General features: G+C 63.3%; 1 protein-coding gene. It reads left to right on the top strand.

The window, feature by feature from the left end:
• The coding region (locus CN311_RS01665; RefSeq protein ID WP_208866387.1) for a hydantoinase B/oxoprolinase family protein at positions 1-600 on the top strand (600 nt) is incomplete at both ends.

Raw genomic sequence — 600 nt, 5'->3', positions numbered from 1 at the left:
ATCCTCTTCTACGTCGCCTCGCGCGGCCATCATGCCGATATCGGCGGCACGGCGCCCGGCTCGATGACGCCGCTCGCCACCACGGTCGACGAGGAAGGCGTGCTGTTCGACAATTTCCGCATCGTCGACCGTGGCCGCTTCCGCGAGAAGGACCTGGAGACGCTGCTCACCGATCACCCCTACCCGGCACGCAACCCGCACCAGAATATCGCCGACCTCAAGGCGCAGATCGCCGCCAACGAAAAGGGCGTCGCCGAACTGCGCAAGATGGTCGCGCATTTCGGCCTTGATGTCGTCGAGGCCTATATGGGCCATGTCCAGGACAATGCGGCCGAAAGCGTGCGCCGTGTGCTGGAGCGCCTGCCCGACAGTTCCGTATACGAATATCCAACCGACACCGGCCAGGTGATCAAGGTGAAGATTACCGTCGACCGGGACAAGCGCGAGGCGACGGTCGACTTCACCGGCACGTCGAAGGTCGAGAAGAACAATTTCAACGCGCCGGAACCCGTCGCCCGTGCCGCCGTGCTCTATGTCTTCCGCGTCATGGTCGAGGACATGATCCCGATGAACGCCGGCTGCCTGCGCCCCATCAACATC

This window comes from Mesorhizobium sanjuanii, assembly GCF_002529485.1.
GTDB classification, from domain to species: Bacteria; Pseudomonadota; Alphaproteobacteria; order Rhizobiales; family Rhizobiaceae; genus Mesorhizobium; species Mesorhizobium sanjuanii.
The sequence above is the reverse complement of the archived record's forward strand: the minus strand, read 5'-3'. Positions and strand labels throughout refer to the sequence as shown.